This is a genomic window from Desulfurobacterium thermolithotrophum DSM 11699, from assembly GCF_000191045.1.
In the GTDB taxonomy this organism is placed as follows: domain Bacteria; phylum Aquificota; class Aquificia; order Desulfurobacteriales; family Desulfurobacteriaceae; genus Desulfurobacterium; species Desulfurobacterium thermolithotrophum.
Genome location: NC_015185.1, coordinates 256069 through 281555, shown reverse-complemented (window position 1 = coordinate 281555; position 25487 = coordinate 256069). Strand labels below are relative to the sequence as shown.

Annotated in this window: 25 protein-coding genes, 1 pseudogene and 1 CRISPR repeat array; of the genes and pseudogenes, 13 read left to right on the top strand and 13 right to left on the bottom strand. The window is 35.3% G+C overall.

All coding sequences use genetic code 11. The annotated features are described in order from the left end of the window. Nucleotides 1–24 precede the first annotated feature (24 nt). From DESTER_RS01495 to fabD, 5 genes are read right to left on the bottom strand one after another with little or no spacing between them, the layout of a single operon-like run. The gene (locus tag DESTER_RS01495) at nucleotides 25–792 is read right to left on the bottom strand and encodes an undecaprenyl-diphosphate phosphatase (RefSeq protein WP_013637908.1); all 768 of its coding nucleotides are present in this window, start codon (nucleotides 790–792) and stop codon (nucleotides 25–27) included. Beyond that, nucleotides 789–1742 (bottom strand): thiamine-phosphate kinase, encoded by a 954-nt coding sequence (thiL, locus tag DESTER_RS01490; protein ID WP_013637907.1) that lies wholly within the window; start codon nucleotides 1740–1742, stop codon nucleotides 789–791. The genes DESTER_RS01495 and thiL overlap by 4 nt, the downstream gene beginning before the upstream one ends. Further along, entirely contained in the window at nucleotides 1729–2109 is a 381-nt protein-coding gene (locus DESTER_RS01485) for a hypothetical protein (RefSeq protein ID WP_013637906.1), read from the bottom strand. Before DESTER_RS01485 ends, thiL begins: the two co-directional genes overlap by 14 nt. Nucleotides 2110–2119: 10 nt before the next feature. Further along, on the bottom strand, nucleotides 2120–3343 hold the full coding sequence (locus DESTER_RS01480) for a clostripain-related cysteine peptidase (protein WP_013637905.1): 1224 nt from the start codon (nucleotides 3341–3343) through the stop codon (nucleotides 2120–2122). A gap of 36 nt (nucleotides 3344–3379) precedes the next feature. Further along, a complete protein-coding gene (fabD, locus tag DESTER_RS01475) occupies nucleotides 3380–4303 on the bottom strand; it encodes an ACP S-malonyltransferase (RefSeq protein WP_013637904.1) in 924 nt (307 codons plus the stop codon). Between the two features lie 100 nt (nucleotides 4304–4403). Between fabD and DESTER_RS01470 the strand changes: the two genes are divergently transcribed. Genes DESTER_RS01470 through trpD form a run of 7 tightly spaced genes read left to right on the top strand, consistent with a single transcriptional unit; the run spans nucleotide 4404 to nucleotide 9354 of the window. Next, on the top strand, nucleotides 4404–4817 hold the full coding sequence (locus DESTER_RS01470; protein ID WP_013637903.1) for a secondary thiamine-phosphate synthase enzyme YjbQ: 414 nt from the start codon (nucleotides 4404–4406) through the stop codon (nucleotides 4815–4817). Beyond that, on the top strand, nucleotides 4818–5744 hold the full coding sequence (hemH, locus tag DESTER_RS01465) for a ferrochelatase (RefSeq protein ID WP_013637902.1): 927 nt from the start codon (nucleotides 4818–4820) through the stop codon (nucleotides 5742–5744). It begins immediately after the preceding gene. A 15-nt stretch (nucleotides 5745–5759) separates the two neighbouring features. Further along, the gene (gene hemG / locus DESTER_RS01460; protein ID WP_013637901.1) at nucleotides 5760–7130 is read left to right on the top strand and encodes a protoporphyrinogen oxidase; all 1371 of its coding nucleotides are present in this window, start codon (nucleotides 5760–5762) and stop codon (nucleotides 7128–7130) included. Then, nucleotides 7123–7422, top strand: coding sequence for a nucleotidyltransferase domain-containing protein (locus DESTER_RS01455; RefSeq protein ID WP_013637900.1), 300 nt, complete (start codon nucleotides 7123–7125; stop codon nucleotides 7420–7422). Before hemG ends, DESTER_RS01455 begins: the two co-directional genes overlap by 8 nt. Beyond that, on the top strand, nucleotides 7419–7883 hold the full coding sequence (locus DESTER_RS01450; protein ID WP_013637899.1) for a hypothetical protein: 465 nt from the start codon (nucleotides 7419–7421) through the stop codon (nucleotides 7881–7883). Before DESTER_RS01455 ends, DESTER_RS01450 begins: the two co-directional genes overlap by 4 nt. Continuing rightward, nucleotides 7867–8304: a GIY-YIG nuclease family protein gene (locus DESTER_RS01445; RefSeq protein WP_013637898.1), complete on the top strand. Its 438-nt coding sequence runs from the start codon at nucleotides 7867–7869 to the stop codon at nucleotides 8302–8304. Before DESTER_RS01450 ends, DESTER_RS01445 begins: the two co-directional genes overlap by 17 nt. Before the next feature lie 15 nt (nucleotides 8305–8319). Then, the gene (gene trpD / locus DESTER_RS01440) at nucleotides 8320–9354 is read left to right on the top strand and encodes an anthranilate phosphoribosyltransferase (protein WP_013637897.1); all 1035 of its coding nucleotides are present in this window, start codon (nucleotides 8320–8322) and stop codon (nucleotides 9352–9354) included. 258 nt (nucleotides 9355–9612) lie between these two features. On the opposite strand, the gene DESTER_RS07990 is transcribed toward trpD, so the two are convergent. Continuing rightward, nucleotides 9613–10614: a hypothetical protein gene (locus tag DESTER_RS07990; RefSeq protein ID WP_013637896.1), complete on the bottom strand. Its 1002-nt coding sequence runs from the start codon at nucleotides 10612–10614 to the stop codon at nucleotides 9613–9615. A gap of 818 nt (nucleotides 10615–11432) precedes the next feature. On the opposite strand from DESTER_RS07990, the pseudogene DESTER_RS08535 reads away from it, so the two are divergent. The 4 genes and pseudogenes from DESTER_RS08535 to DESTER_RS01420 all read left to right on the top strand — a co-directional run. Further along, nucleotides 11433–11582: pseudogene (locus DESTER_RS08535) on the top strand (IS256 family transposase); the annotation flags it as partial. Between the two features lie 41 nt (nucleotides 11583–11623). Next, the gene (locus DESTER_RS08530; RefSeq protein ID WP_148223761.1) at nucleotides 11624–11758 is read left to right on the top strand and encodes a transposase; all 135 of its coding nucleotides are present in this window, start codon (nucleotides 11624–11626) and stop codon (nucleotides 11756–11758) included. 324 nt (nucleotides 11759–12082) lie between these two features. Then, nucleotides 12083–13138 carry an SLC13 family permease gene (locus DESTER_RS01425; RefSeq protein WP_013637895.1) on the top strand — a complete coding sequence of 352 codons (1056 nt, stop codon included), beginning with the start codon at nucleotides 12083–12085 and terminating at the stop codon, nucleotides 13136–13138. 68 nt (nucleotides 13139–13206) lie between these two features. Further along, nucleotides 13207–13564: a CRISPR direct-repeat array (repeat unit 29 nt; unit sequence CTTTATATCCCACTACGTTCAGATAAAAC). Between the two features lie 102 nt (nucleotides 13565–13666). Further along, complete coding sequence (locus DESTER_RS01420; protein WP_013637894.1) at nucleotides 13667–14674, top strand: IS5-like element ISDeth1 family transposase; 1008 nt, start codon at nucleotides 13667–13669, stop codon at nucleotides 14672–14674. Here DESTER_RS01420 and lysA read toward each other — a convergent pair. Next, a complete protein-coding gene (gene lysA, locus DESTER_RS01415) occupies nucleotides 14648–15910 on the bottom strand; it encodes a diaminopimelate decarboxylase (RefSeq protein ID WP_013637893.1) in 1263 nt (420 codons plus the stop codon). The genes DESTER_RS01420 and lysA overlap by 27 nt on opposite strands. Beyond that, nucleotides 15907–17382, bottom strand: coding sequence for a ComEC/Rec2 family competence protein (locus DESTER_RS01410; protein WP_041737315.1), 1476 nt, complete (start codon nucleotides 17380–17382; stop codon nucleotides 15907–15909). The genes lysA and DESTER_RS01410 overlap by 4 nt, the downstream gene beginning before the upstream one ends. A 143-nt stretch (nucleotides 17383–17525) precedes the next feature. Between DESTER_RS01410 and acs the strand changes: the two genes are divergently transcribed. Further along, nucleotides 17526–19421, top strand: a complete 1896-nt coding sequence (acs, locus tag DESTER_RS01405; RefSeq protein WP_013637891.1) for an acetate--CoA ligase — start codon at nucleotides 17526–17528, stop codon at nucleotides 19419–19421. Between the two features lie 25 nt (nucleotides 19422–19446). Here acs and DESTER_RS01400 read toward each other — a convergent pair whose 3' ends face one another. Genes DESTER_RS01400 through prfA form a run of 5 tightly spaced genes read right to left on the bottom strand, consistent with a single transcriptional unit; the run spans nucleotide 19447 to nucleotide 24984 of the window. Further along, complete coding sequence (locus DESTER_RS01400) at nucleotides 19447–20340, bottom strand: hypothetical protein (protein ID WP_013637890.1); 894 nt, start codon at nucleotides 20338–20340, stop codon at nucleotides 19447–19449. Nucleotides 20341–20344: 4 nt separating this feature from the next. Next, the gene (gene hemE, locus DESTER_RS01395; protein ID WP_013637889.1) at nucleotides 20345–21385 is read right to left on the bottom strand and encodes a uroporphyrinogen decarboxylase; all 1041 of its coding nucleotides are present in this window, start codon (nucleotides 21383–21385) and stop codon (nucleotides 20345–20347) included. Nucleotides 21386–21407: 22 nt separating this feature from the next. Then, entirely contained in the window at nucleotides 21408–22715 is a 1308-nt protein-coding gene (locus DESTER_RS01390; RefSeq protein WP_013637888.1) for an IS110 family RNA-guided transposase, read from the bottom strand. Beyond that, on the bottom strand, nucleotides 22702–23856 hold the full coding sequence (locus DESTER_RS01385) for a radical SAM protein (protein ID WP_013637887.1): 1155 nt from the start codon (nucleotides 23854–23856) through the stop codon (nucleotides 22702–22704). The genes DESTER_RS01390 and DESTER_RS01385 overlap by 14 nt, the downstream gene beginning before the upstream one ends. A 42-nt stretch (nucleotides 23857–23898) precedes the next feature. Then, on the bottom strand, nucleotides 23899–24984 hold the full coding sequence (gene prfA, locus DESTER_RS01380) for a peptide chain release factor 1 (protein ID WP_013637886.1): 1086 nt from the start codon (nucleotides 24982–24984) through the stop codon (nucleotides 23899–23901). Between the two features lie 115 nt (nucleotides 24985–25099). Between prfA and DESTER_RS01375 the strand changes: the two genes are divergently transcribed. Next, complete coding sequence (locus tag DESTER_RS01375; RefSeq protein WP_013637885.1) at nucleotides 25100–25486, top strand: hotdog domain-containing protein; 387 nt, start codon at nucleotides 25100–25102, stop codon at nucleotides 25484–25486. Nucleotide 25487: the final 1 nt, after the last annotated feature.

The following is a 25487-nucleotide window of genomic DNA, read 5'->3' as shown; positions in this document are numbered from 1 at the left end:
CTTTTTATCCCGGTTTTCCTTAAATTATAGCAAGAATAGCTTTAAAAAAAGAAAGCCTACAACTATTCTGTAAATTCCAAAAGGAATGAACGTGTGAGTTTTTATAAAATTTAATAACCACTTAACCGAAATGTACGCAAAAACAAAGGCTGTAACAAAACCAACGATTAAGGCAATACCTCCTTCCGGAGTAAAATCTTTGAAGTTTTTAACTATCTCAAAGCCTGTAGCAGCAAACATCGTTGGAATAGCTAAAAGAAAAGAAAATTCTGTGGCAGCAACTCTTTTCATTCCAAGAAGAAGTCCGCCAATTATTGTGGCACCAGAACGAGAAGTTCCGGGAATCATTGCAAGAGATTGGAAAACACCAAGCATTACAGCTTTTAAATAACTTATCTTCTCAGGTTCAGAGATATGATGTTCCTTTTCTTTGTATAAGAGCTCTATAACAATGAACACTGCTCCCCAAAAAATAAGAGCAATACTTACGACAAAAGGATTAAAGAGTTCTTCAACATAATGGTGTAGCGCAAGTCCTATTATTCCAGTAGGAATAAAGGCTGCAATTAACTTCTTCCATAGTTCAATATTGCGAGTGAGCTTTTCTCTGTAAATAGAAACCACTGCCAAGATAGCTCCAAGCTGAATAGCAATTTCAAAAGTTTTTTCAAAGGAGTTCTGTTTCAATCCGAGAAGGTAAGAAACTAAAATCATGTGTCCCGTTGAAGAGATGGGAAGAAATTCAGTAATTCCTTCTACTATTCCCAGAATAATGGCATCTAATATGTTCATTCTACACTCCTTAAATGATCAAAACCTACTTTTTTTATTCTTTTTCCATCAAGAAAAACTCCATTTCCTTCTGAAACAACTCCTATGACCTTAAATCCAATCCTTTCTATACTATTAAGTAACTTTTCAGGAAATGTAATTATAAGCTCGTAATCTTCTCCACCAAAAAGAGCATATTGAAGAGCTCTTTCTCTAGTACCTACATAAGAAATAAGCTCTTTAGAAATAGGAATTTTTTCACTAAAAATATCTATTTTTACGTTAGAGCTCTCAGAAATTGTATAAAGATTGAAAATAAGACCATCACTAACGTCAGTTCCACATTGAACTCCAAGGGTTAGAGCTTCTTTTCCTTCTTTTACTCTTGCAGATGGGTCTAAAAATCTTTTAACAAGATAACTTTCAATCGGTTTGTTTTCTAAGAGAATTTCAAGTCCGGCTCTACTGTCTCCAAACGTTCCTGTTACTGCAACCAGATCTTTAGGTTTTGCCAAAGATCTTAACATGTAACCTTTGCTTTTTCCTGTAAGTGTTGAATCAAAAAATTCTGTTTCGGAAGCTACCGTATCTCCTCCAACAATTGATACTCTGTAATCCTTACAGGCATCTGAAAGACCATCATAAAGTGCTTCTAGTAATTCTTCTTCTGATTGATTAGAGACTCCCAAGTTAATTATCGCAAACTCGGGAACTCCTCCCATAGAAGCAACGTCACTTATAGAAATTGATAAAAGCTTTCTTCCTAAATAATAGTAAAGTTCAGGAAAATTATTTATCCACTCTCTTTTATAGTGGGAGTTCTCAACAAGAGCATCAGAAGTAATGATTTGGTAAGAGCCGTTTAACTTCACAACGGCAGCATCATCACCAATCCCTACTACAACTTTTTCAGAAGGACAGGAAAGCTTACGTGTCAACTTGCTTATAAGCTCAAATTCACTTAGTTTCATCAGCCTCTACAACCTCTAAATAGCAAATATTTTTGAATTTCTTCACAATTCCTTTAAAAATGTATTCTTTCCTTTTATCAGTAATGGGATTAAGACCTCCTGTGGCTCTTACATAGATACAGCCAGTAGAATCAACTATACAGGAATCTGATCTTGTTATTCCAGGATTTTTGCATTCTGCAGGACAGTTCCATCCCATGTATTTTGCCCTTAAAGTAACTTTCTGATTTTCAAAAGAATTACAGCGCTTTAAGATATTACCAATAGTCTCAAGTCTAAATGTTGCCTCTCCGTTAACCTTGAAAGAAGCACAGGAAAAGCTTGTTATTAGTAAAGTAAAAAGAAAGGCTAACTTTTTCGTCTTCATCCCATTTTCCTCAATATCCTAAATCCTGATAGTAAATTTTAAGAAAGTCATCCCAGTAGTTTTCTGTAAAAGGATTGTAGTAGTTATTAACTGTTATATTATTTATCACACAGTTTCGAGGATTATCAACAGTTGCACTATAACACTCAAAGTCTAAAGCTGAAGAATAGGTCTTAGGGAAATAAATCGAAATTCCCTTTAAGTTAGTGTTTATCAAAGCTTTATAAATACTATCAATTGTATTTTTTAAGTCAATAGTAGCAGTAAGGCTGGAAAGATTATCAGCAAAAGACCACAAATCTATTGTTTCATTCCAACCAGGAATTTGAGTAGCGTTCTCTCTTGCAGAATAAAAGTCTGTAAAATTGCCAAAGCTATAGCTTAGTGCAATATCGTTAACTTTACTTACTATGTTTTCTATTTGTTCTTTCGTATAAACTGCTAACGTACAGCCACCATTATTACTACTACATTCTAAAGAGTTTAAATAGTTTTCTTTAAACGCGTCAACTATATACTTACCAAAAGTGTAAGCATCAGCATTTGGATTGGAAATAAGCTTTGCCATTACTTTTGTGTAATTCCAGCCATCTCCTGGTTCGAAAGTTTCAGACGCGACAAAAGCATTAGCATAGTCTTTAATGTCATAAAGGACTTCAGTCATTCCCATAAGACATTCGTCAAATCCTATAAGGCTTAAGTTGTACCCATCATTTTTTAGTTGCTGTAATGCTTCTTTTAGCTCAAACATGAAAAGGTAATCGTTATTAGTAAGATCCTCAGCAGCAGATCTACTATCAGCGTAGTCTAAACCTGAACTCCTCCAGCCATCTCCATGGTTCCATAAAATGAGAGCTCTGTTTTGTGCTGGATAGAAATCGGAGTACTCTTTAACAAAGTTTACAAGGGTTTGTGGATCTCCCATATTCGGTTCTGGAATATCCTTTACTTTTTGAAGCTTTCCATCTATGGATTCGTAAATTTCTCCACCTATTGAATTTTGTTTGTCTACAAGAACAACAACTTTAACACTTTGCGGATAGTTAACTTGACCAAGTTCTTGGAGGTCGTAGTTTGTAAAAGGAGAAAGGCTATTATCACCATCCATATAAATTAAAACTAACCAATTTCTCTCGCTGAAAGAACCACTTCCCCCTCCACAGGAAAAGAGAGATAGAATTAAACAGGAAAAGAGAGATAGAATTAAAAAAGCTATAAAAAAAAGCTTCTTCAATCTAAATCCTCCAAAAGACAGCTAACTTCTTTAGCTCTAACTTAAAAATTTTTCCAAGTCTTTTGGCTTTTCAACGTTTATAACTTTTAGGCTTCTATCTATTCTTCTTATAAGTCCTTTTAAAACGTTCTTAGGACCAATTTCATAAAAAGTATCAACACCCATTTCTTTCATCTTTAGAACATCCTCAACCCATCTAACCGGAGAAAACATCTGTCTATAAAAAGAATCTCTTATCTCTTCAGGAGTTTTAATAATTCTGACGTCAGCATTGTTAAGAATAGGAACTTCAGCTTCTTTAAACTCGATTTCTTCCATTAGTTCCTTTAACTTTTCTGCAGCAGGTTTCATGAGCTCTGAATGAAACGGAGCTGAAACTGCAAGCCTTACAACTTTTTTTGCACCAGCTTCTTTTAGTTTTTCCTCAGCTTCTTCAAGGGCTTTAATCTCTCCAGAAATTACTGTTTGTTCAGGGCTGTTGTAGTTTGCTACTTGAATAAATCCTGATTTAACATTTTTTAAAACTTCTTCTATTTTCTTAGAAGTAAGTCCTATTACTGCTGTCATGCCACCAACACCAGCTGGAACAGCTTCCTGCATAAACTCTCCTCTCTTTCTTACAAGAAGAGCTCCATCGTGAATAGAAATTACCTTGGCTGCACCGGCAGCAGAAAATTCACCAAGAGAATGTCCGGCAACTAATACTGGTTCTTCATTAAAACCAGCCTTTTCAAGAACTTTTAAGATAGCCATACTGAGTGTGAATATTGCTGGTTGTGCATTGTACGTAAGAGTTAGCTTCTCTTCTGGAGCTTCAAAACAAAGTTTTGCTATGTCAACTTTTGCGCCTTCAGAAGCTTCTTCAAATACTTCTCTTGCCTCTGGGAAAGCGTCAAAAAGCTCTTTTCCCATTCCACTGTACTGAGAACCCTGACCAGGAAAGATAAACGCAACTGCCATCTTTCTCTCCTTGATTTTTCTGATTTTAAGCGTGATGATATCATAAAATTTTAAAAGACTTAAAAGCATTTGATATCATTACTTTTAAAATGGAGGAAAGATGAAGGCTTATACAGAATACCTGACGTTTAATACACAAAAAAGAAGGGATTTAATCAGAATAACAGACACAGTAAAAGAAGCTGTTAAGAAATCTGGCGTTAAAGAAGGTCTCTGCCTTGTTTCTGCAATGCATCTAACTGCAGCAGTTATTATTCAGGACGATGAAGAAGGTCTTCACGAAGATATTTGGGAATGGCTTGAAAGACTAGCTCCGTTTAAACCTAACTATAAACACCACAGAACTGGCGAAGATAACGGAGATGCTCATCTTAAGAATTTACTTGTTCACCTTCAAGTAGTTCTTCCAATAACTAACGGTCAGTTAGATTTAGGCCCTTGGCAGGAAATTTTCTATGCTGAATTTGATGGTCAAAGACCAAAAAGAGTTATCATAAAAATAATTGGAGATTAGATGAGAGAAGCTATACTATTAACTTATATGGGAGCTCCTTCCACCTTAGATGAAATTAAACCTTTCCTTTTCAGGCTTTTTTCCGATAGAGATCTCATAAACTTTGGAGTTCCGGCATTTCTCCAAAAACCTTTGGCTTATTTGATTTCTACATTTAGAACTCCCAAAGTTAAACCTCAGTATGAAGCAATAGGTGGAGGAAGTCCTCTTGTTAGATATGCACTAGATCAGGCAAATCTTCTTGAAAAGGAAACAGGTATCAAAACTTTTCTTGGGATGTTATATTCCAAACCCTTACTTAAGGAAGTTGTTAAGGAAATTGAAAGATACAGTCCAGATAGACTCTACGTTCTTACATTGTATCCACAGTATTCAGTTGCAACCGCAGGAGCGTGTTTTAGAGATGTAGAAAAGTTTTTAAGTAAAAAAATTAATTACACTTTTATAAAGTCGTGGTGTAGAAATTCCTATTACATTGAGTGGATTCAAAAATCTATAGGGAAGGAACTAAAAGATTTAAAAGAACCTTTCATTCTTTTTTCAGCTCATAGTCTCCCAAAATACATAGTTGAGAATGGAGATATTTATGTTAATGAAATTGAAGATACAGTAAAATTGGTAATGGAAAAGTTTAAAGAGATTCCTTATAAGATTTCTTACCAAAGTAAAGTTGGACCAATCAAGTGGCTTGAGCCGTCAACTGAGGAAGTGTTAAAAGAACTTAAAGAAGAAAAAAGAAAAGAAGTGCTCGTATTTCCAATAAGCTTTATTTCTGAACATATAGAAACTCTTTACGAGTTAGACGTGGAGTATGGAGAATTAGCAAATGAGTTAGGCTTAAATTATAAAAGAGTTAAATTAGATCACAAAAATTTACTTTTAATAAAAGCTTTATCCTCAGAAATTGATAAGCTAAGAAAAGAATAAAGTTGGAGGACTTTTATGAAAGTTGCTGTTATAGGAGCAGGAATTTCAGGACTTTCTGTAGCTTTCTATTTAAAAAAGGGTGGAGCAGAAGTAAAAGTTTTTGAAAAGGAAAAGACTGTTGGCGGTAAAATGAAAACAATCCATGAAGATGGTTACATTATAGAAACAGGACCAAACGGTTTTCTTGATGGAAAACCTTACACTTTAAACCTTGTAAAAGAGCTTGGAATTGAGAGTAAGCTCTATAGGAGTTCTGATAAAGCAAGAAAAAGGTTTATCTACACAAATGGAAGACTTGTAAGACTTCCAGAAAGCCCAATTGCATTTCTTGCCTCCTATCTTCTTTCATGGAAAGGAAAGTTAAGGCTTGTAGGAGAGTTTTTAGTTCCTCCAAAAAAAGAGGATATAGATGAAAGTCTTTCTGAATTTGCAAAAAGAAGAATTGGAGAAGAAGCACTTGAAAAATTGTTAGACCCTATGGTTGCAGGAATTTTTGCTGGAGACCCTGATAGACTCAGCCTCAAAGCTGCCTTTCCAGCCATCTATTACCTTGAAAAACAGTACGGTGGTCTTATAAAAGGCCTTATCGCAAAAATGAAAGAAGCTAAAAAGAGTGGAAAGAAAAGTGGTCCAGCAGGTCCCGGAGGCGTTCTTACTTCCTTTAAAGGTGGAGTAAAAGATTTAATTGATTCTTTAAGTGAGTTTCTGGGAGATTCTATTGAAACAGAGGTAGAAATTTTAGGTCTTGATAGGATAGAAAAAGGTTGGAAGGTAAAGTACAAAAAGGAAAATGAAGTTTTTGAAGAAACTTTTGATGCTATTGTTTTTTCAACTCCTGCCTATATAACAGCTAAACTTTTAAACGATTTAAATCTTGAGCTCTCTAAGCTCCTTTCAGAGATAGAGTACTCTCCGATTTCCGTTGTTGCTCTTGGATTTGAAAAGAAAGGACTTGGACACGACCTTGATGGTTTTGGCTTTTTAGTTCCAAGGAGTGAAAAGAGAAAAATCCTTGGAGCTCTCTGGGACAGTTCAGTTTTTCCAAATAGAGCTCCAAGTGGGAAAGCTTTAATAAGAGTCATGATAGGTGGTGCAAGACAACCTGAACTTGCACTCCTGCCAGATGAGGAGCTTGTAAACATTGCTCTCAAAGAACTCAGAAGAATAATGAAAATTCGCCATTATCCTGAGAAAATAAAAGTCTTCAAGCATGAAAAAGGTATTCCACACTATACTGTTGGACATGCTGAAAGAGTAGAAAAGATATTTAGACTAATTAGTAAATATCCTGGTCTTTATCTTTGCAACAATGCCTATACAGGAGTTGGAGTCAACGACTGCACAAAGGCTGCAGAAGAGGTTGCAAGGAGAATTCTTGATGGCTAAGGTTAGGCTGAGTGACCGGGAAGTCTCAGCTATTAAAGAAACAGCAAAAGATGTTTTTGGAGAAGGAACTAAGATTATTCTTTTTGGTAGCAGAGCAGACCTTTCAAGAAAAGGAGGAGATATAGACCTCTACATTGTTCCAGAAGATAAAGAGGATCCTTTTGAGAAAAAGTTAAAGTTTCTTATTAAACTGAAACAGAAAATCGGAGATAGAAAGATAGACGTTATAATTCAGAGGGATCCTGAAAGGGATATAGAAAAAGTAGCCATGCTGACTGGGGTTGAACTATGACCGATGAAGCTATAAGACAAAAATATAATAAGCTCCATTCAGAAATTCAAAAACATTTGTTTCGATTAAAACAGGCATTTGAGAAGTTAGGAGCTCTGAAAGAGCTCCCAATTGCTGCTATGGACGTTGCTGACCTTCTTAATAAAGAAGAAGGAGTACTACTTTTGGATCAGATAGCCTATAGGTTTTCAAAACTTCAGGATTCTCTTGGAAGGTTACTTAGAGCCTACCTTACACTAAAAGGTGAAAATGTAGAGCATCTTCCAATTATTGATGTAATTAACCTTTTAGAAAAGTTTGGTTTTGAAATTACTCCAGAAAAATGGTTTGAACTCCGTGAAATTCGGAATTCAATAGCTCATGAATATGAAGATGAATATGAAAAAATAGCCTGGACATTAAACAAAATTCATTCAGAACTTCCATACTTAGAAAGACTCTTTAATGAGCTTCAACTTTGAACTTCCAGAAACTAAAGGAACTTATTGCATTCTTTTTGTGATAGACACTCTTTTGTTCAAAGTTAAAAGCGGTAAGCAGTTTTTACTCAAGAAAGGTGTTTATGTTTATGTTGGTTCAGCCTTTGGAAGTGGTGGTTTAAGAAAAAGAATTTCAAGACATCTCAGAAAGAAAAAGAAAAAGCACTGGCACTTAGATTTCATTTCAACGGACAGCTCTTTTAAAGTTCTTGAGATCTGGATTATCGAAGATAGAAAGCTCGAATGTTCCTTAGCCAATTCAATATCTGAAACAGAAAAACCTGTTATCGGTTTTGGTTCAACCGACTGTAACTGTCCATCTCACCTTTTTAGAGTTAGTGAAGTTGAAAACTTAAGAAAACGGCTCCTTGAAAAATTCAATGTTAAAATTTTCAAAATCTGACAGGCGGAGAAGAAGATGGAAGTTAAAGAGGTTTTAAATAAATTAGTTGAAAAGCAAAATCTTTCTTTTGAGGCAACAAGAAATCTTTTTACACAAATAATGGATGGAAAACTGACAGACGTTCAGATAGCCGGAATCCTCGTTGCTCTCAGATCAAAGGGAGAGACAACAGAGGAGATAGCAGGTGCAACTTCTGTAATGAGAGAGAAGAGCCTGAAAGTTCCACTTTCCAAAGATATAAGGGAGAGAATAGTTGACACCTGTGGAACCGGTGGAGATTTAAAGGGAACATTTAACATATCTACAACCGTTGCTCTTGTTGTTGCTGCCTGCGGTGTGCCTGTTGCAAAGCACGGAAATAGGTCTGTTTCAAGCAAGTGTGGAAGTGCAGATATCTTAGAAGCTTTTGGTGTGAAAATAGATCTAACACCAGAGCAAGTTGCAAAGTGTATAGGAGAAACAAACTTTGGATTTATGTTTGCTCCAAGATTTCATCCTGCAATGGCAACGGTTGTAAGACCGAGAAAAGAACTTGGAATTAGAACGGTTTTTAACCTTCTTGGTCCAATGACGAATCCGGCTGGAGCTAAAAGACAACTCATGGGAGTTTTTGCTGACTACTTAACAGAAAAACTTGCTGAAGTGCTTTTAAAACTTGGAACTAAGAAGGCCTTTATCGTTCATGGAAAAGATGGAACTGATGAAATAACAATTTGTGATATGACAAAAATTACAGAAATTTCGGATGGAGATATAAAAAGCTACATAGTTTCTCCAGAGGACTTTGGAATTAGAAAAGCTTCTTTTGAAGAATTAAAAGGCGGAGAAACTTTAGAAGAAAACAGAGAAATCGTGAAAAAAATATTGACAGGAGAGGAAAAAGGAGCAAAGAGAGACGTTGTTCTCCTAAATGCTGCTTTTGCACTTCTTGCAGCGGAGAAAGTGAGTTCTGTAGAAGAAGGAATTGAACTTGCAAATTCTGTTATAGAAGAGGGTAAACCTTACAAGCTCCTTCTTAAAGTCGTTAAAGTAACAAACACTTTTAGTTAGTAATACTACTAACGCTAACACCAACACTCGGTTGTGTCTATTGTTACCGTGTGTAGATTCTTCTGTGTTTAAAGCGTATCTATAAGGAATTGAAACCTACAAGTTTAGGGAGTACTCATAGAACTGGGTAAATTATAGAAAGTGCCCATTAGAAAGTGCCCATTCTTCTCTTTTAGATTTAATTTTTCTCGAGGAAAAACTAAGTTCTTCATAGTTTCCAAAGTTTTTAGTTTTTTCATAATATTGATGTATAGTATATTAATTACTTTCCTCTTTTAGTTTCACTCTGTCAAGAACTTCAACTAAATCTTCTAATGTTAGTCTTTTTTCAAAAAGAACATTTATAAGCCTTGTTAACATCCATATAACAGCGAAAGGCAAAGCTATCACTTGAATTACAATCATTGAAACCTCAAGGACAATGAGTTCTCCAATGGCTTCTACAAATTCTCCTTTATGCTGCCAGAGATAGATTAAAAACTCTTTAAATTCTTGAGCTTTTTCCTTTGTACTGTTCCAAATAGAAAAAATTTCCTCTTTTATAGAATTTAATTTTGAAAGAGGATTAAAGTCTTTTACTGAATTCCAAAAACTTCTTTCCTCTTGACTTTGGTAGTTTCCAGAATCGTTAAACTCTATTGAATCAAGAGAAATATTTTGAGGGGAAAACTTTTGTTCATACTCATCTACACTTCCAAAAACAGAAAGAGCTCTGTTTATTTCTGGTTCAAAGTAATCTTTGTAAAGAAAATCGTTAACGATTCCACAAATAGGAAGAGCTAATCGAACGGCAAAAAGAAGAGTAACAATGTTCAGAATGGTTCTCGAAAAATTCCTCAAACTCTTTATCCAGAGTCCAGGAAGAAGGAAAAACAGAAGATAAGAAATCAACTTAAAAGTGTAAATCTCTAAAAGTTCTTTTGTAATTTTCATTAGTCCTAATGCTGCTATCGAGGCCGTTAAAATCGTAGAAAGTCTTTCTGTAGCATCATCAACAGGATCAAGAAATTGTCCTAAATGAACGGTCATACCGAGACCAAGGGGAGCCACTTCTATTTCTGTTTCTTTTGCAACAGAAACAACAGCATTTAATACTCTTGTAGTTGCATAAGCTGCTACTGCTTTTTTCGTTGCAACTTCAAAGTATTCATCTCCTTTTCTGTCAAGGTATGGAATTTCAGAAGGGAAGATTCTAAAAATGAAAACTGCAATGATTAGAATAGAAGAAAAAATAATTTCTTTCCTTTTCTTCTTAATCATTGCAAGAACGCTTTTATTTTTTTCTCCATATCCTTCCTCTACTTATACCTTACTTTTACCACTCCAAATACCGGAATCCTTCCCTCCACTGGTTGAAAAGGAGGAGGATTGAAAAATTTTCCCTCAATCCATTCAAAGTTAATTTCGAAATAGATTTTATCAGAGAGTTTTACAGTTAGTTCCGTTTTTTTTACTATCAATCTGTCCCATAGAAAATAGTAAGTAAAAGTTCCCAGCAATAAGCAATTTTTTCTTTTATCATAAACCACTCTACCTCTTGTAATTTCATCACATTCCTTCAAGTTTAATTTTGGATAACGAAAAGGAGACTCTTTACAGGTCACAATCACAAGATGGCTGAATAATATCTCCATACTCGGGGTACAAGAAAAAATTGTATAAAAGCAAAAAAGGAGGTGAAAAGATGGCGAGGTGAAGAGAAACTGAAAAAGAAAAAGCCCTAAAATTGGTAGTCCAAGACTACATCAAACAAAAGGAAGAAGGTACTCCTGTCTCAATTCTTACATTAATACAGGATTTCCTCAATGCCTACATACAAGTAGAAAGAGAACTGTATCTTCAACAACACCCAGAAAATTCTGCAAACGGCTTATAGAACAGAACTTTATCTCTCATAATGGGGCAGTTAGACATAAAAGTTCCAAGAGTGAGAGTAGGAAAAACATTCAGACCTTCACTACCACCAAGTAGATAAGGACTACGAAAACCTGCTTTTAGCATTGCTGTCCAATGGATATTCAAGAGCAAGGATCAAGAAAACCTTACAGAGGCTTAATTTGTCCTATTCTGAGGAATGAATAGAAGAACTTGTCAATCTCGTTTACAATCATCTTGATGCTTATAAAACCTCTCCTTTACCAGAAGAAATATCTGCAGTCTTCATATACGCTTATCACACCAAGCTAAGAAACGATAACAGAAAGGTAACAGAGATAAGCCTCTACGTGTCAGTAGGAATAGATATGGAAGGCTATGAGCAGATTCTGGGATGGTGGGTAAAAAAGGGAGGAAAAGTAAAGGTTTCTGGGCAGAAGTCCTGCAAGATCTCATCTCACGAGGACTTAGCAGAGTCTGTATTTTCGTAACAGACGACTTTAATGGATTGAGGGAAGTCCTCTACTGAGGAGGTAAGAAAGTTCATATACACTACGAATATAGTAGAAAGTGTGAATGCTGGACTTGAGACGATGTGACTTGAGCTTGGAGGATATTTTCCTTCACCCAAGTTCAGTTTAGTAACTTCAATGACAGATGGATGAGGAAGCCAATCCCAGCTATTAGAAACAAACTCTATAGACTTAGACAGTTAATGAATGCTAAGTTTGGAGTTTAGGAGGTGGTAGAATAATCACACAATTTTTTTGGTAAGTCTCCTGGATAAAACAATCAAACCCTCTCAGAAGCTCATTTGCATAGTGCGGAGTAGTTCACTATACTTCTCGTTGCAATGAGAACAGTCAAAGAAATCATAATAAAGGAATGGTTTTTCTTATTATCACTCTTGAGCTTTTTACTAACAAGTGTCTGTTTCTTTAGAATTCCTCATTATTCAATTGATGATTTTAAGATTCTATTTACACTCTTTGTTTTTCTTATTCTTACCAAAGGACTTGAGAAAAGTAATTTCCTGAAATACCTTGCGATAAAGGTTGAGAGAGGCAGATTTGTCCCTTTAAAGATAGTTCTCTTTACAGCTTTCATTTCTGCCTTTATTACAAATGATGTTGCACTAATAGTCATCGTTCCTCTTACTCTTTTGATGAAAATACCGAAATTGGAACTCCTTATTGTTCTTGAAGCAATGGCTGCAAATAGCGGTTCAGCACTAAGCCCCTTTGGGAATCCACAAAATATCTTTATCTATTATCACTACAACCTTCACTTCAAAGAATTCGTTGAAACGATATTTCCTTTCGTTTTTGTTTCACTTATCCTCCTCATACTCCTGACACCAAAAGGAAAAGAAAAAATAAAACCCATGGAAGAAGAGGTTAAGTACTCCCGGGAATCTTATTTACTCCTATTTTTCTTTGGAACCTTTATCTTGAGCGTTTTAAAGTTCATCCCGCTGTGGGTTGGTATCTTGCCTATTATCTATGCACTCTTTTTCAATAGAGAAATCTTGAAGATTAACTACTTTCTTCTTTTTACTTTCTTTTTCTTTTTTGGACTTACCGACAACTTAGTTCATACTCTGAACTTAAGACTGGAGAATCCAACAGAAGTCTTCCTCTATTCAGCCATTGGAAGTCAGATAATGAGTAATGTTCCAGCAACTCCTTTCTTTGCAGATTTCACAAACCAGTGGAAACCTCTTCTCTGGGGAGTAAATGTTGGAGGATTTGGAAATCTGATAGGTTCTCTTGCAAACCTAATTGTCTATAAACTTTATGTTGAAAAATTTGGAAACAGTAAAAAAATCTTTATCAAGTTTCATGTAATTGGCTATCTCTTTTTCATAGTTGGAATTCTTACTTTTTTCATAACAACCAATTTAAAATAAGAATCTACGTTATTTTCGTTTGTTTCTTATATTGGATCGAATCTATTAATTAAATCACAAACATTTAACTTTATATCCCACTACGTTCAGATAAAACACAAGAATCCGAAGAGATACGCTCTTTACCTGCGAGGACTTTATATCCCACTACGTTCAGATAAAACAGCAACAGATACAACTAATGCTGCTCTTTTCAAGTACTTTATATCCCACTACGTTCAGATAAAACGTAATACAAGAGCAATTGAGCTTGTTTTAAAAATGCGCTTTATATCCCACTACGTTCAGATAAAACTTCTTTAGTTCCAACGCCAACACCAGCATTAACGATACTTTATATCCCACTACGTTCAGATAAAACGCTGAATGTTTTGTGGTCTTAGGTAGTAGGAATACACTTTATATCCCACTACGTTCAGATAAAACCAAGAAATCCATATTCTTTTAAGTCAAAGAACCACAACTTATTTTTGAACTATATCAAATCGTGAAAAAGTAATTAATTGTAGCAAAGAGGGTGTTTGAAAATTGCCAAAATTAAGAAAAAAGCCTATCCTCTCCGGTATGAAAGCGAAAAGACTAAATTTCCACAAAGTACTCAACCTATCAAAAACATACATGAACCGGAGAGGACAGGCTGTACTGGTATATTTATATCCTTTTAAAACCAAAAGAGGAAGACCCAAGAAATACCCTGACGAGATAATTCTTACCCTTCTTTTCCTCCAAGTAGCCTGGAACCTATCATTCAGAGACCTTGAATATTTGGCAGTTCAGATATTTGGAAGAGAGAATATTCCTGATTTTTCAACCTATTATTACCGACTCAAGCAACTACCTTCCATTCTCCTTGTAGATTTTCTGAACTTTGTCTCTCGAAGACTCTTAGGGAAGTATCATAAAGAACTAAGATTTCTGATAATAGATGGAACTGGCTTCAAATACAATGAGATTTATCCATTGAAAATTCTAAGAGGCAAAGAGATAAAGGAGGTAAAAAGCCACGTTAAAGTTGTTGTATTAAGCGTTCATCTAAAAGATGGAAAAAGGTTCATTCTTACTGCATTACCTGGAGAGAGTTACGCTTCGGAAGTGAAACTTGGAGAGAAAATAGTTAGGTGGTTAAACGAAAGGGGATTTATATGGAGAGCTTTGAAAGGAAAGCCATTTTTAGGAGACAAAGCTTATGACAGCATTAAGTTTATTGAGCTTGTTCTGTTAGCAGGCTTAAAGCCTTACATAAAGGTGAGAGAAACATTAAGGAAGGGAATTAAATCTGAGATTAGGCTTAAATGCAAAGAGCTTTTAGAATCTGATGAAATTTACAGGTTTAGAGGACTGATAGAGAGTATTTTTGGAGAAGTTAAGCAGGATGTTGGAAGTTACGAGAAAACAAAGAGCTTTCATATAGCTCAACTGTTTGTTTTAGCTAAGTTTATCCTCTTTAACATGGGAGTTTTGTTCTTTGTCTGGATGATTTTTCAAACACTCTCAGCTTGTATTCCTTACTTAAAATATTTCCTCTTTACTTATTAAATCCCCAAGAGTTTCTCTCTGCCTTATAATTTCTGCCCTCCCTTCTTTAGCTATAACTTCAGCAGGTCGCGGTCTTGAATTATAGTTTGAAGCCATTGTAAATCCGTAAGCCCCAGCACTCAAGACAGCAATTATGTCTCCTTCATTTAAAGGAGGAAGTTCCCTATCTTCTGCAAGAATATCTCCTGTTTCACAAATTGGACCTACTACATCAGCTTTTTTTAAGTTACCTTCTTTTTTAGAAGCAGGAACTATATGATGGTAGGCTTTATAAAGGGAAGGTCTTGCAAGATCATTCATCCCTGCATCAACTATGTAAAACAGTTTCTCGTGTCTTTCTTTTTTATAAATTACTTGAGATAGAAGAATACCTGCGTTTCCTGCTAATCTTCTTCCTGGTTCAAGTATGAGTTTACATCCTAAATCCTTTATGATTGGAATAATCTCATCTGCAAGAGCTCTAGCCGGGACTGGAGGTTCATTAGGATTATAGCTTATACCAAGTCCACCACCTGCGTCAAAATACTCAATCTCTATGCCAACAGAATAAAGTTCTTTAACTATTTCTTTAATTTTCCTCGCAGCTTCTCCAAAAACTGAAACATCAGTTATTTGAGAACCTATGTGAAAGTGAATACCTATTGGATTTATGTTTTTAAGGTTTTTAGCTTTTTTATAAAGTTCTATTGCTCCTTCGTAAGCAATACCAAATTTACTGGTTTTAAGTCCTGTAGAAATGTAGGGATGAGTTTTAGGATTTACATCAGGATTAACCCTAAATGCAATAGGCGCTACTTTCCCAAGCTTTTCAGCCACTCTATTTATGGCGTAAAGTTCACTTTCTGATTCAACATTAAACATTAAAATTCCCTTTTCAAGGCCGTATTCTATTTCGTCTATCCTTTTTCCTACTCCTGCAAAGACTATTTTCTTAGGATCAATACCAGCGGTTAGAGCTCTAAATATTTCTCCCATGGAAACAGTATCTGCTCCAGCCCCAAGCTCTTTTAAAACTTTTAATACAGAAATGTTTGAGTTAGATTTAACAGCAAAACACGTAATGTGTTCTATCGATGAAAAAGCACTGTCAAACTCTTTAAACCAATGTTCTAATGCTGACTGACTATAAACGTAAAGAGGAGTTCCATATTTTCTTGCAAGTTCCTCTACACTAATACCATCTATCTTTAACTTTCCGTTCTCGTAATAAATAAATGGAAAAAGCTCTTCTCTCATTTTCTTACCTCTTTAGGTTTTGTTGCAATTATAACTCTTTTATCAAAAATTTTGTTTTTATATAGACATTTTTTTGCATAAGGGAAAACATAATCAGAATAAATAAGACAATTTCTAAGAGACTGTCCTTCCTTAGATATGAATTGAAATGAATTCATTTTGTAACCTTTCAAGAGAAAAGTTTTATTGTTAATCTCAGTAGGAAGAAAAAAAGCATAAAACAAAAGGATTACTGGAGGGATAAAAGAAAGTTTATTTTTTTTAGAAAGTAAAAATAAGAACATAACTCCTAATGTTATACCTGAAATCCAAAGAGATAATTTTGAGTAGAAAATAAAATTTTTTGTAAGTAGAAAGAGTTCCTTACTAAATTGCAGGAAAAAACTTCCTGTAATTTCTGCCAAATTGTTAATAAAATTAACTTTAAAAAAAGTAATTTCCGATAAAAAAGTCGTTATAAGAAAAGGAATAAAAATAATTCCTGCAATTTGAGAATTTATAAAGGACAACAAGTTAAAAGTACCAAATTTTGACAAAACAACAGGAGCAGTAAAGAGAACTGGAGCAATTGCAAGAAGAAGACTCCTTATAATTTTGCTTTCCGTAAATTCCAGAGCAACAATTATTCCAGTCACAGCAAGAAATGAAAGAACAGCCCCAATAGACAAATTTTTGCCTATTGCTGCAATAAAAAGAATTATTCCAAGAAGATAAAAGGGAGAAAACTTTCTATAATTTTCTACTCCTAAGGATATAAATAAAGTAAAAAGATAAGCTCTAACTGCTGAAGTTGGAAGTCCAGTGAAAGGCATAAAAAAAAGAGCAATTAAAGAAGCTTTAGTTAAAGGCTTTTTTATGCGTAAGAATTTAAGAAGAAGAGCAATCGTACCTATTACAATACTAATATGAAGTCCAGAAATAGCCAAAAATGGATAAAGTCCTGAAAGAAGAAAGTAGCTTTTAACAGAATCCGGAATTTCCCTTCTAATTCCGAGAGTAATTCCTCCTGCTACTTCAGAAATAGGAAAAGAGATAGATTCCTTTAACTTTTTATAAAGTTCATACCTTATGTTTGGAAAAAAATAAATAAGAGTGTTTCCTCTTTTTATAACTTTTCCTGTTTCATCAACAATATCACCTATTTTTGCCTCTTCTATTGGAACTTTTGAGCCGTTTGAAAGCAGAGCTATTTTTTCATCATTCCAATTTTCTGTTATCCAGACAACTTTTTGAGGATTTTCTATGGGAGTAATTAGCTTGAGAAGAATTAAAAGGAAAATAGATAAGACTATTCCAGGTAAGAGCTCTACTAGTTTAAATCTAATCCAATAACAAGTTAATAAAACGAAAGTTACTGCTACACAAAAGATAAAGTAAGGTGTTCCAAAACTTTGAAGCGTAATTATCAAAAAAGTCAAAAAGAAGATATAGAGAGTATGTTTTTCCATCTTGAAAACTTTATTTGCTTTCAAAAATTATTCTATCAAACCACTTAAGGAAATAGACTCAAATTCTTGAAAAAATACAATTAATTTAATATTCATTGTTTAAATCATGAAAAAATATAAAATTTTGCTATGATTAAAAAAGAAGTTAACTAACTTGGGAGGTGGAGATGTCCGAAGAAAGACTTGAGCACTTATTAAAACAGGAAATCGTAGTTCAACCGCCAGAGGAGTTTATAGAAAATGCAAATGTAAAAGACTATGAGGCTGAGTACAGAAAATTTGAAAAAGATCCTGAAAATTTTTGGTCAAGTATTGCCAAAGAACTCTTCTGGTATGAAAGGTGGAAAAAAGTTCTTGAGTGGAATTATCCTCATGCGAGATGGTTTGTTGGAGCTAAAACAAACATAACAGTTAATGCCCTTGATAGACACGTTAAAAACGGAAAGAGAAACAAGGTTGCTTTCTTTTGGGAAGATGAACTTGGAAATGAAAGAGTTGTTACCTATGGAGAGCTCTACAGACTTGTAAACAAACTTGCAAACGCTTTAAAAAAAGCCGGTATAAAAAAAGGAGATAGAGTTGTTATTTATATGCCTCTTGTTGTCGAGCAAATAGCTGCGATGCTTGCATGTGCACGAATAGGAGCTATTCATTCGGTTGTATACGCTGGATTTAGTGCACCAGCTCTAAAACACAGGATAGAAGATGCAGAAGCAAAAATTATCATTACTGCCGATGTAACTATTAGAAGAGGAAGAGCTATTCCTCTTAAAAGAATCGTTGATGAAGCAATTATGGAACTCTCTTTCATCAAGCAGGTAGTTGTTCTTAGAAGACTTGAACCAAAGGTTGACCTTATTGGAGAAAAAGAAGTTGATTTTTACGAATTTATGAACGGATGCTCTGATTATTGTGAACCTGAAGTGATGGATTCAGAAGATCCTCTTTTTATTCTCTACACTTCCGGCTCTACAGGTAAACCCAAAGGTGTTCTACATACGACAGGCGGCTACATGGTTGGAACTTATTATTCCATGAAAACCGTTTTTGATTTAAAAGATAATGATGTCTATTGGTGTACTGCAGACCCAGGATGGATCACAGGTCACAGCTACATTGTTTATGGACCTCTTATTGCCGGAGCTACACAGGTTATTGCAGAAGGAGCTCCAAATTATCCAGATTTTGGAAGATGGTGGAGATTAATAGAAAAATATGGTGTAAACATCTTTTATACTGCCCCAACTGCTATTAGGATGTTTATGAAAGCAGGAGAAGAGTGGCCTAACAAGTATGATCTTTCTTCCCTAAGACTTCTTGGTTCTGTTGGTGAACCTATCAACCCTGAAGCATGGCTGTGGTACTACAGAGTTATTGGTAAAGAAAGATGTCCAATTATTGATACTTGGTGGCAGACTGAAACAGGTACTGTAATGATTACAACAATCGATAGTCTTCCTATGAAACCAGGTAAAGCAGGTAAACCTGTTCCTGGTGTAGTTGCAGATGTCGTTGACAAAGAAGGAAATCCTGTAAAAGCAGATAAAGGAGGATTTCTTGTTGTTAAGTATCCTTGGCCTTCAATGATGAGAACTATATGGAAAAATCCTAAAAGATACGAGCAGTACTGGAACACTATTCCAAACTGTTATACAGCTGGAGATGTTGCAGTTAAAGATGAAGACGGATACATAATGATTCTTGGTAGAGCAGATGACGTTATCAATGTTTCTGGACATAGAATTGGAACAATGGAAGTTGAATCTGCTCTTGTTTCTCATTCAGCAGTTGCAGAAGCTGCAGTTATAGGTATACCTGATCCTATTAAAGGAGAAGCAATTAAGGCATTTGTAATTTTGAAAAAAGGTTACAGTTCATCTGAAGAGCTGGTTGATAGTCTTAAACAGCACGTTAAAGCAGAACTTGGAGCTATTGCAGTACCGTCTAAGATTGAATTTGTAGGGAAACTTCCAAAAACAAGAAGTGGAAAAATTATGAGAAGAGTGCTTAAGGCTAAAGAACTTGGAATTGATCCAGGAGATCTTTCAACTCTCGAAGATTAATGGAAAGGGGAGTTTTCTCCCCTTTTTAATTACATGTTTTAAGAGTTAATCCTAATTTCTCAATTAGTGAAAAAACTTCTGGATTTTCATTTAGAAGATACGTAGCGTCTTTAAGCGAAATAGGTTCAGAGGGCTTTAATGAAACTTCTAAGCAAGAAGGATTTTTAATAAAACTAACAAGTGGGAAAACTATTTTCTTTTTTACACTTTCACTGGAAGAATTACTTTCAATAGTGTAAATAAGCTTTTTCTTAAACTCTTCTACAGAAATTCCTTGTTGTTTTGCTTCTTTCTTTAAAAAGTTTTGAACAAGCCCTCTATCTTTATAAATCAAGTCAAAGTAAGCTAAAGCTATTCTTTTTAAAGTATATTCCTTGTCTGCTTTTCCATTAATTAAAAGTTCTAGTTTCTGTTTTGTGATATTTGTAAAATAAGAAACAGTCTTAAGTTCTCCAAATAAAGGAGAAGATGTAAGAAACTCTACCTTTAATATACTACCATCGAAGGCATAGCTAACATCTAAATTAAGAGGAATAAAATTTATAGTTTTTTCCTTAAGATTTAAGGTTTTTGAGAAATTACTAATAAAAGGCATTTTCAGTGGAATTTCTAATCCTTCTACTTTTAAGTGAAGGTTTTCTGGAATTTCCTTTTTTCTATAAGAGATAGGGAGATCAACAATTATTTTATTTGCAAAAATTGAATAGCCAAGTTGAGATGCCCTAAGGTTCTCAATAGTTATCGTGTTTTCTAAAAGTTTATAGTCAAACTTCCTGTAAGTAATATCTAAAGGTAAAGATGAAAGTTTCCTGTCAAGTTTTTCTTTCAACTTAACTTCAGCATAGCTTTCGAGAGCAAAGTAAGAAGAAATGACAGCAATTACAAACAAAATAAAGGTAAATAACCACCTTAAACGCATAAAATTAACCTCTAAGTTCTTTGCTTACTTTATGAACTGTATCAACTAAGAACTTAGCCTTTTTTGGATCTGTAGGTGGTAATATGCCATGTCCAAGGTTAAAGATATGTCCTCTTGCTTTTAATCCTTCTATGAGAATTTTTCTCACTCTTTCTTCTATTATCTTTTCGTCTGCAAAAAGAGTCACAGGATCAAGATTACCCTGAATTGACTTGTCTATTCTCTCAAGTGCAAATGGTATTTCTGTTTTCCAGTCAAGACCAATAACATCAACACTTAACCTGTTGTTAACTTCAAGAAGATGCCCTGCGTTAACTCCAAAATGAATGATTGGAATTTCTGGATATCTTTTCTTTAATTCATTAACAATTCTTTCTGTGTAAGGAAAGACAAACTTTTCATAATCATCTTTTGAAAGAACTCCCATCCATGAATCAAAAATCTGAATTAAGTCAACACCTGCTTTTATTTGCGATGAAAGATATTCTATAACTGTTTCTGCAAGTTTTGACATAAGAGCATCCCAAAGCTCTGGCTCATTCCACATTGTAGATTTTGCAGCAATATAGTTTTTAGAACTTCCACCCTCTAACATGTAACTTGCCAAAGTAAATGGAGCTCCGGAAAAGCCAATTAAAGGTCTATCTGTAAGTCTTTTCTTTATCAGCTGAATCGTTTCAAGAACGTAAGGAAGATCTTTTTCAGGCTCTGGAATTTTTAGTTTCTCAACGTCTTCGAGCTTTTCAGCCTTTGGCTCGAGAATAGGTCCTTTTCCTTCAACAAAGCTAACGTCTATTCCCATTTTCTCGAGAGGAACTAAGATATCAGAAAAGAGAATTGCAGCGTCAATTCCAATTTCTTCAATTGGAATAAGAGTAACCTCTGCTGCAAGTTTAGGATTCTTACACAGCTCCATAAAACTACCAGCTTGAGCTCTGATCTTTCTGTACCTCTCAGAATACCTTCCAGCCTGTCTCATAATCCAAATAGGAGTGTAGTCGGTCTTTTCTCCTCTTGCCGCTTTTAAAATCGGATGGTCTTTCATTTTTAAACTCCTATGAAAGATGTCAACCCCCAACACAGAGGTTGCATTTATTTTCAACAAAATCCATAAATTGCCTTCTCTCTCTCAAAACTGCGAACATTACTTTAACCAATTTCCTCGCCGCAGCTATCAGCGCTTTCTTCTTCTCTAAACCTTTCTTAACTAACCCTTCGTAAAATCTTTTAACTGAATTGTCTAACTTGCTGTTCAATAACGCTCTCGTAGCCTGGATAATCTTGTTCCTCGTTCTGCTGTCCCCTTTCTTTGTTATCCTTCCATTTCTAACTTCGTCTCCACTGCTATTAACACGAGGAACAAGTCCAAAATAAGCCGCTACCTTGTCTCCGTTTTCAAACCTCTCTTCGTTACATACGGCAGATATAAAGGCTATAGCTACTATATCTCCTACTCCAGGTATGCTTTTTAGAAGTTCTACTTTTCCCTTAAGCTCCTCATCTTCTCCTATAAAACTCTTGATATCTTCTTCTGTCTCTCTTATCTTATCTGTTAAGTATTCTATTGTTTCTATTTGCCTCCATATCGTTTCTCGTAATGACGGAGGCACTTTCTTCTTCGTTTCTTCCTTTATCCTTTCCATCCCTTTCTTCGTGGTGAGTTCTCTCTTGTTTGTCTTTATCCCATATTCAAGCAATAGGCTATGAAGTCTGTTAATTACCCCTTTTCTCATATCTACAAAGCTATCTCTCTCTTTCATCTTTATCCTTAGCTCTTTTTCTTTTCTCGTCGGGACGTAAACTGTCGGAAGTAAGCCCATTTCATAGTAAATGGCTATCGTTTCTGCATCTATCCTGTCGTTTTTAGCACTGTTAACACCTTTTAGAATGTTCTTAAATTTGTTAGTGTTAACGTAAGTTATTTCATCAACGCAGTTCCTTATCTCCTCCGTAAAAAATGTTACTCCTGTTAAGGTTTCTACCGCAACTTTTACTGAATATCCTTTTTTCCTAAAAGTTGTTAGGTGATTTTTAAATTTCTCTAACTCTTCTGCTTCGTACTTCTTGGTATTAAGTATCCCTGTCAGACAATCTAAATAAGCTGCTGTAAAGCTGTTTTTGTGGTAGTCCACTCCGACATACAGTGTTTTCTCTACCTTCTCCTTCATCTCTACCCCCTGATATGTTTTGTGTTTTGCAACCTCTGCTTCGGGACTATTCCCATACTCCAATACGGCGCTTCCCGCCACTATAATTAGCCGGCAGGAGGCATCGGCTAATCTCCACGCACGGGGCTTATTCCCCAGGGAAAAATCCAGCCTCCTGCCTTTAAAGGTTGCCTCTTTACTATAGTCCCGAATTTCAGGGGGTGACATCTTTTATATCATCTCCTTTTTCTGGCGTCTTATTAAGAAGTCCTTTATGCTTAATTCCAACCTTCATTTTTACAGGTACGTATTTACAGATTGGATCTTCGTGCATGTAATCGTTATGCTCCCAGTAAGCTCTTACTCTACAGCCATTGCAGATTTTAACGTATTCACAAACGCCACACCTTCCTTTGTACTCCTCAATCTTCCTCATATCCTGCATTATCTTTGATTCAAACCAGGCACGGTCAAACGGAACATCAAAAACGTTTATGTCTGAAATCGGGAAGTAACTACAGGGTCTTAGCCATCCATGGCAATCAATATAGGCAATCGATTGTCCTGCAACACATCCCTTTCCACCACCTGTTCCAAAAACAAGGTTACGTCTTTTTAAGTCAAGTCCATCTCTTTTTGCGTTTTGATTAAAAATTCTATAGTAGTGAGGAGCACAGGTTGGACGAACTAAAATTGTATTGTCTCCTTTTAGTATTAGCTCTTTTTCCAGTTCATAGTGCCAATTTAACCAATATTGAGCTTCTTCGGCATTAAGGAGCTCTGCGTTTGCTTCTTCAGCTCTTCCAACTGGAAGAACTAAAAACATATACCAGGCTCTTGCTCCAATTTCTCTTGCCTTTTTATAGACATTCGGAATATCAAAAGCATTTCTCTTTGTAAACGAGGAATTAATAAGAAATGGAATATCGTGTTTTTTAAAGAGCTCCGCAGCCTTCATTACTCCTTCATAAGCTCCAGGCTGCTTTCTAAAATCATCGTGAATTTCAGCTGTTGAGCCATCAAGAGAAAGAGATACCATTTTTATTCCAACTCTTTTCATTTCCTTACACACTTCGTCATCTACTAAAACACCATTTGTAGCAATACACATCCTAAAGCCTTTTTCTGTACCATAAGCAGCCAAATCCCAAACGTCTTCTCTTAAGAGGGGTTCGCCACCAGTGAGAACTATTGTTGGTTTTGAGATTTTTGCTATGTCATCCATAAGTTTTTTGCCGTCCTCAAAAGAAAAATCTCCTTGTTCTGACTCCATTGTCGAAGAAGAACGGCAATGAATACAGTTTAAATTACAACGTCTTGTGATTTCCCATGCTATCCATTTTGGAAGGAATTCCTCTTTTATTGCCATAATAGCCCCTTTAAAGTGTTCTGAAAGGAAAAGTTTACCAAACTATTCTCTTGCGAGAGCTTCTATCTTTTCTGCTTGCTCTGCTGCTGTAAGAGCATCTATCATTTCATCAAGCTCACCATCTAAAAATTCTTCAAGGTTATAAAGTGTTAACTTAATTCTATGGTCTGTAACTCTATTTTCAGGGAAGTTGTAAGTTCTAATCTTTTCGCTTCTATCTCCACTTCCAATTTGCGAACGCCTTGCCGAATCAAGTTGTTCTTTTTGTTGTCTTTCGTAGAGCTCTTTAAGTCTTGCCCTTAAAATTTTCATAGCTTTTATACGGTTTTGGATCTGAGAACGTTCATTTGAGCACGTTACAACTATTCCTGTTGGAATGTGAGTAATTCTTACAGCTGAATCAGTCGTGTTTACGTGCTGTCCACCAGCACCAGAAGAACGGTAAGTATCTATCTTTAAGTCTTTCTCATCTATATGAATATCAACCTCTTCTGCTTCCGGTAAAATTGCAACAGTTGCAGCAGATGTGTGAATCCTTCCACCGGATTCTGTTACAGGAATTCTCTGAACTCTATGAACTCCACTTTCGTACTTAAGCCTACTGTAGGCACCTTTTCCAGAAATTGTAGCTATAACTTCCTTAATTCCACCAAGTCCTGTCTCGTTGAGAGAGAGGATTTCAACCTTCCAGCCCTTCTTCTCTGCATACCTTGTGTACATTCTGAAGAGATCCTGTGCAAAGAGAGCTGCTTCCTCTCCGCCTGTTCCAGCTCTTATCTCTAAGATTACATTTTTCTCATCGTTTGGATCTTTTGGAATCAAGAGTTTTTTAAGTTCAGCTTCTAACTGCTCTAGTCTTTCTTCTAATTCTTTCTTTTCTTCTTTTGCAAGTTCTATTAGTTCATCTTCATTAGCACTTTCTATTATTTCAATAGCTTCTTCTATTCCTTGCTTTGTCTTTTTATACTCCATGTATGTTTCATAGATTGGCTGGAGTTCTTTATGTTCTTTTGCTAGAGCTTGAAACTTTTTTTGATCAGCAATAATCTCCGGTTTTCCAAGACTCTCTTCTATTTCCTTAAACTTTTCTACTATTCTGTCCAGTCTTTCGATAATTGCTTTTTCCATTTAAGTTACCTCTAATACTGGTTTCAGTGATAAGGATAGTCAAAATGAAAATTTTGACAAGGGAATAAAAAAATTTTAATTTTGTTTAATAAATACAAAAGAGGGAGAAAAACAAATGGAAATTAAAACCCATCAAAAGATCAACCAAAATTTATGCGGAATTCCTACAAAGTTATCGCAAGGTTATGCTGAAGTAGAGCTTACAACGACAGAAGAAATGGCAGCAGATGACAAGGGTCTTGTTCATGGAGGATTTATCTTTGGACAGGCAGATTATGCAGCAATGCTTTCTGTTAATCATCCAAACGTTGTTCTCGGTGGAGCAAATGTAAGATTCTTAAAACCTGTAAAAGTTGGAGAAAAAGTTCTAGCCATAGCAAAAGTTATTTCAGAAGAAGGAAAGAAAAAAATTGTCGAGGTTGTTGTAAAAAGAAACGACGAAGAGGTTTTCAAAGGAGAGTTTATCTGCTTTGTTCTTCCAACGCACGTTCTAGATAGGTGAT

What these genes read in the sequence shown, in the direction of transcription:
- DESTER_RS01470 (WP_013637903.1), top strand. Translation starts at nt 4,404, where the DNA reads ATGAAGGCTTATACAGAATACCTGACGTTTAATACACAAAAAAGAAGG.
- hemG (WP_013637901.1), top strand. Translation starts at nt 5,760, where the DNA reads ATGAAAGTTGCTGTTATAGGAGCAGGAATTTCAGGACTTTCTGTAGCT.
- acs (WP_013637891.1), top strand. Translation starts at nt 17,526, where the DNA reads ATGTCCGAAGAAAGACTTGAGCACTTATTAAAACAGGAAATCGTAGTT.
- trpD (WP_013637897.1), top strand. Translation starts at nt 8,320, where the DNA reads ATGGAAGTTAAAGAGGTTTTAAATAAATTAGTTGAAAAGCAAAATCTT.
- lysA (WP_013637893.1), bottom strand. Translation starts at nt 15,910, where the DNA reads ATGAGAGAAGAGCTTTTTCCATTTATTTATTACGAGAACGGAAAGTTA.
- DESTER_RS01385 (WP_013637887.1), bottom strand. Translation starts at nt 23,856, where the DNA reads ATGGCAATAAAAGAGGAATTCCTTCCAAAATGGATAGCATGGGAAATC.
- DESTER_RS01400 (WP_013637890.1), bottom strand. Translation starts at nt 20,340, where the DNA reads ATGCGTTTAAGGTGGTTATTTACCTTTATTTTGTTTGTAATTGCTGTC.
- DESTER_RS01390 (WP_013637888.1), bottom strand. Translation starts at nt 22,715, where the DNA reads ATGTCACCCCCTGAAATTCGGGACTATAGTAAAGAGGCAACCTTTAAA.
- DESTER_RS01445 (WP_013637898.1), top strand. Translation starts at nt 7,867, where the DNA reads ATGAGCTTCAACTTTGAACTTCCAGAAACTAAAGGAACTTATTGCATT.
- hemH (WP_013637902.1), top strand. Translation starts at nt 4,818, where the DNA reads ATGAGAGAAGCTATACTATTAACTTATATGGGAGCTCCTTCCACCTTA.
- DESTER_RS01495 (WP_013637908.1), bottom strand. Translation starts at nt 792, where the DNA reads ATGAACATATTAGATGCCATTATTCTGGGAATAGTAGAAGGAATTACT.
- DESTER_RS01375 (WP_013637885.1), top strand. Translation starts at nt 25,100, where the DNA reads ATGGAAATTAAAACCCATCAAAAGATCAACCAAAATTTATGCGGAATT.
- DESTER_RS01450 (WP_013637899.1), top strand. Translation starts at nt 7,419, where the DNA reads ATGACCGATGAAGCTATAAGACAAAAATATAATAAGCTCCATTCAGAA.
- DESTER_RS01425 (WP_013637895.1), top strand. Translation starts at nt 12,083, where the DNA reads ATGAGAACAGTCAAAGAAATCATAATAAAGGAATGGTTTTTCTTATTA.
- DESTER_RS01455 (WP_013637900.1), top strand. Translation starts at nt 7,123, where the DNA reads ATGGCTAAGGTTAGGCTGAGTGACCGGGAAGTCTCAGCTATTAAAGAA.
- DESTER_RS07990 (WP_013637896.1), bottom strand. Translation starts at nt 10,614, where the DNA reads ATGATTAAGAAGAAAAGGAAAGAAATTATTTTTTCTTCTATTCTAATC.
- hemE (WP_013637889.1), bottom strand. Translation starts at nt 21,385, where the DNA reads ATGAAAGACCATCCGATTTTAAAAGCGGCAAGAGGAGAAAAGACCGAC.
- DESTER_RS01485 (WP_013637906.1), bottom strand. Translation starts at nt 2,109, where the DNA reads ATGAAGACGAAAAAGTTAGCCTTTCTTTTTACTTTACTAATAACAAGC.
- thiL (WP_013637907.1), bottom strand. Translation starts at nt 1,742, where the DNA reads ATGAAACTAAGTGAATTTGAGCTTATAAGCAAGTTGACACGTAAGCTT.
- prfA (WP_013637886.1), bottom strand. Translation starts at nt 24,984, where the DNA reads ATGGAAAAAGCAATTATCGAAAGACTGGACAGAATAGTAGAAAAGTTT.
- fabD (WP_013637904.1), bottom strand. Translation starts at nt 4,303, where the DNA reads ATGGCAGTTGCGTTTATCTTTCCTGGTCAGGGTTCTCAGTACAGTGGA.
- DESTER_RS08530 (WP_148223761.1), top strand. Translation starts at nt 11,624, where the DNA reads ATGGTGGGTAAAAAAGGGAGGAAAAGTAAAGGTTTCTGGGCAGAAGTC.